Genomic DNA, 4,777 nt, shown 5'->3' with positions numbered 1-4,777 from the left:
AGGTCTACCAGTGTTGTACTTGGTCTAAACCTTATATTTTAATAATAACAAAATAATATACTAGCTATGTTTAAAACATTTAAATCAATTCTGCTCGTTTTTCTTGGGGTGGCCCTATTCTGGTCGTGCGAGAGCGACCTGGAATTGCAACCTGAAGATAACAGGAGCACAGCTGAAGCTACCTTCGATAGCCCCGAGGCTTACAAGCAGTTTTTAGCAAAATTATATGCCGGCCTTTCTGTTAGCGGACAGGAAGGACCTGCGGGAAATCCCGACCTTCAAGGTCTTGACGAAGGTTTTTCTCAGTATTTGAGACTTTATTGGATGATGCAGGAGTTAACTACCGAAAATGCAGTAATTGGATGGAATGACGGTACTATTAAAGACCTTCACGCCCAAAACTGGACTTCAGGTAATGAGTTTATTAGAACTATGTACTCAAGATTAATGTATCAGGTAGCGCTTAATAACGAATTCTTACGACAAACCACTCCCGAGCTTTTGGATTCAAGAGGAGTTGAAGGTGTTGACAGAGAAAACATTCTCGGGTACCGGGCTGAAGCAAGATTCTTAAGAGCGCTTCACTACTATCACGCTTTAGATCTTTTTGGGAATCCTCCTTTCGTGACTGAAGAAGATCCTATTGGAGCTTTTCTTCCGGAGCAAATTCAGAGTCAGGAGTTATTCACTTATATTAAAACTGAATTGGAAGCAATTGAAGATGAGATTAGCCCCGTTGGATCTGCCGAGTACGGCCGTGCCAACCAGGCTGCTGTTTGGATGCTCCTTTCAAAGCTTTATCTAAATGCAGAAACTTATACAGGAACTGCACAATATGACAAAGCAATGGAGTATACACAGAAGGTACTTAATACCAACTATGATCTTGTTGACGATTACCAGAAACTATTCCTTGCAGACAATGACGAAAATGGAGCCCAGAATGAAATTATTTTCCCTATCACTTTTGATGGAAATAACACCCAGTCTTATGGGGGGATGGCTTTCATTATTCACGCTGCTGTAGGTGGCGATATGGATCCTGCAGACTTTGGAGTAAGCAGTGGTTGGGCCGGATTAAGAACTACATCAGCTCTTGTGGAACAATTCCCGGGAGAAGCAGAATCTGCTGACAATAGAGCTTTATTCTTTACTGAAGGTCAAACAAAAGAAATCAATGATTTATCCAGCTTTACTGACGGTTATGCTGTCACCAAATTCAAAAATGTTGATGTAAACGGTAATCCTGGTTCAGATGGAACCGGAGAATTCCCTGATACCGATTTCCCAATGTTCCGTCTTGCTGATGCTTACCTTATGTATGCTGAAGCACACCTGCGTGGTGGCGGTGGAAATCTCACTGAGGCAACAAATTTAGTTAATGAATTACGTGAAAGAGCCTACGGCAATCCAACCAATAACATTTCTGAAGCTGATCTTAGCTTAGACTTCATCCTAGATGAACGGGCAAGAGAACTTTACTGGGAAGGTCATCGTAGAACAGACCGTATTAGGTTCGGAGTATTTTCCGACCGCGGCGTATGGCCATGGAAAGGAAATGTCCCTCAGGGAACTACAACAGGAGCTCACAGAGATCTAATGCCAATCCCAGCTTCAGACTTAGGCGTAAACACCAACTTAACCCAAAATCCAGGATATTAATTTTATAATAACATTAAAAATGAAAAAACTTTCAATTTTATTATTCGCATTAGTTGCGTTAATCAGCTTTAACGCATGTACAAGCGACGATGATATAGTATTTATAGCCCAACCCGATCCCGAAGGGATTGAGTTCACCAATACTTTTTCTGAAGTATACTTACTTACAAGCAGCACCAGTAACAACCTGGCAGAGCGGTTTGTATGGAACGAAGTAGATTTTGATGCACCTACCACGATTACTTACGAACTTCAGGGAAGCACTGATGCAGATTTCACTGTAGTTGACGTTTTAGGAAGTACAGGAGGAAATAACCTTGGAGTTACTGTAGGCCAAATGTTAAGCATGGCTGAGGATGCCGGTCTTGATAATGATCCAAACACGGAAGAGCCTAATTCAGGAGAACTTTACTTTAGAGTTCGTGCTTTTGCAGGAGCAGGAGAAGGAAATGCTTTGGAAGAATATTCTGAAGTAAAGAATCTTAGTGTTGAACTGCCGGAAAGTGGAGATGAAGCAGAGCCTGCTAAAAGAGAGCTTTACTTTGTAGGGGACGCTACCGCAGCAGGATGGAATCCTGATAACAACAACACTCCAATGTTCAGAGATCCTGCAAACGAGGATGTTTATTACTTCCAGGGCCGTTTCGCCGGAGGTGGTGATGTTGAAGGTTTCAAACTTCTTGAGATTCCTGGACAATGGCAACCACAATGGGGAGGTACAGATGGTGTTCTTTCTGTAAATCCTGGAGATACTGATGATCCTGCTGCATTCGGCGTTGATGCCGATGCTTATTATTCTCTTATGGTAGATGTAGATAATATGACTTACACCTGGGAAGAGATCGATGAAACAGCAGCTACAGTTTACAATGAAATCGGAGTTATTGGAGATGCTACCGCCGATGGGTGGGATGCCGATCAGGATATGACTCAATCTGATTTTGATCCTCACATCTGGTATGTTAATGATATTGAATTAACAGATGGAGAAATTAAATTCAGAGCCGATAACGCCTGGGACGTAGACTGGGGAGGAGATACTCCAGTGAGTGGATTAGGTGATATGGGAGGAGCCAACATTCCTGTAACCGCCGGAACTTACGACATTTGGTTTAACACACTTGATGGCCGGTATATTCTTATTCCGCAAGCTGCAGAGTAATTATATATCTTAACAAAAAGGCTGTCCTGTGGACAGCCTTTTTTAATTCTAAACAGATGATAAAAACAAGATTAATATTACCGGTGCTTTTAGGACTCGTTTTGAGTTTTACCTCCTGTTCTAAAGATGATGATCCCATTGTGGATCCTGATAAGGATAATTCAGGAGAGCTTCCCGTCGAACCAAATGAGCCTGAATTCCTCGATCTTGACAGCTATTCCAGCGGTCAAAAAGTAATGATGCAAACCTTTTACTGGGATGTAGAACCCCGTCACGAATGGTGGAATTTACTTTCAGAAAAAGTAGAAGGCTGGGCAGATGCAGGGATTGATCGTTTATGGTTTCCGGTGGCTACCAAAGGCCAATCGGGAGGCTATTCTATGGGTTACGATCCTTCAGATTATTTCGACTTCGGGGAATATAACCAGCATAGCACTATTCCAACCAGATTTGGAACCAGAGCTGAACTGGAAAGCCTCATAGATAAATCACATGATTTGGGACTTGAAGTAATTGCCGATATCGTGCTAAACCATAATTCAGGAGGAGGAAAAGAATGGAACCCGTATCGTGAAAAAGAAACCTGGACCCTTTTTAATGAAGAAAACGGAAATGCTTCCGGCTGGTTTAACCGCGATTATGAGAACTTTTACCCCAACAGTACCAGTCCCTATGATGAGGGAAGTTTGTTTTATGAAGAGACCAACCTTGATCATAATCAGGAATATGTGCAGGATTGGCTTTGGAAAAAAGAAAATTCCGTAGCCAAATATTACATGAATGAGATGGACTTCGATGGTTGGAGATTCGATTATGTAGCCGGTTTTGAACCCTGGGTAGTTAAAGCCTGGTTAGATGAAGTTGGTGGATTTTCTGTAGCCGAGCTTTGGGATGGTAATGCCTCAAACCTGGCTAATTATGTAGAGAAAACCGGTAGTGGAGCTTTCGATTTTGCAACTTTTTATAAATTGGATGAAGCCTTTGACCGCCACGACGATCTTACCTATCTGGAAAGAGATATGCTATGGAAAACCCATCCCGATAAAGCGGTGACTTTCACGGCTAATCATGATACCGAAAAAGACGATAATGAGGATAATAATATTTCCGTAGAAAATAAAATGAAAGCTTATGCATTTATTTTAACACACCCCGGATATCCTACTATTTTCTACTCAGATTATGAAAATGATAATTTTAAAGCTGAAATACAGCAATTAATCGAGATTCATAATAGTCTGGCCATAGGAGATTTGGAACTTCTCCATGTAGATAAAGACGAATATATTATGAAAAGAAACGGAGATAATGAAAACCCCGGATTAATTCTATATATTAGCACCAGCGAGAATAAAAAACGCAGAAACGTTCAAACTAATTGGAAAAATGTTACCCTTTTAGATTATAGTGGTAACTCAACATACATCCCTACCTCCGATGAAAACGGAACAGTCAATTTGGAAGCTCCTGCAAATGGATATGCCATCTGGTCTGTTTCAAAATAAGAATCTATTTTGAATTTTCATAGGTGTTAATTCAAAGAAGGCCGGCTTAATTTTTAGCCGGCCTCTTTTTTTGTTTCAATTTCAACAGCTTATTTCTCACCAAATTTAATTTACATTTTTTTCAAAATTTGTAAACTTTTAACTGTTGATAAATTATTATATATTTGATTTTCAGCTTATTAACAATTAGTTTTTGATAACTTTTTATTTTCATCATGTAAATTGTTGTTTATGTTTATCTATATTTACAAAACAGTTTTTCATTAACTGGATTACTAACCTGAAAATTTAAATAGAATATGAGCGTGCCAACTACTACCGCCCCTCCAAAAACTTACAGCCAGGATGAAGCTTTCAAAGCTTCCCTCGAGTATTTTAAAGGAGATGACTTAGCTGCCCGGGTATGGGTAAACAAATATGCCCTGAAAGATTCTGAAGGGAATATTTA

The 4,777-nt window shown here is 40.2% G+C and carries 3 protein-coding genes; all 3 read left to right on the top strand.

All coding sequences use genetic code 11. The features are described 5' to 3' along the window. The first annotated feature begins 66 nt into the window (after window positions 1-66). From VIM94_RS11965 to VIM94_RS11955, 3 genes are read left to right on the top strand one after another with little or no spacing between them, the layout of a single operon-like run. Entirely contained in the window at window positions 67-1,662 is a 1,596-nt protein-coding gene (locus VIM94_RS11965; RefSeq protein WP_332039531.1) for a RagB/SusD family nutrient uptake outer membrane protein, read from the top strand. Between the two features lie 19 nt (window positions 1,663-1,681). Continuing rightward, window positions 1,682-2,824 (top strand): SusF/SusE family outer membrane protein, encoded by a 1,143-nt coding sequence (locus tag VIM94_RS11960; protein WP_332039530.1) that lies wholly within the window; start codon window positions 1,682-1,684, stop codon window positions 2,822-2,824. Between the two features lie 56 nt (window positions 2,825-2,880). Continuing rightward, window positions 2,881-4,329: an alpha-amylase gene (locus VIM94_RS11955; RefSeq protein WP_332039529.1), complete on the top strand. Its 1,449-nt coding sequence runs from the start codon at window positions 2,881-2,883 to the stop codon at window positions 4,327-4,329. The last annotated feature ends 448 nt before the right edge of the window (window positions 4,330-4,777 follow it).

The organism is Salegentibacter sp., assembly GCF_036568425.1.
Classification (GTDB): domain Bacteria; phylum Bacteroidota; class Bacteroidia; order Flavobacteriales; family Flavobacteriaceae; genus Salegentibacter.
The sequence above is the reverse complement of the archived record's forward strand: the minus strand, read 5'-3'. Positions and strand labels throughout refer to the sequence as shown.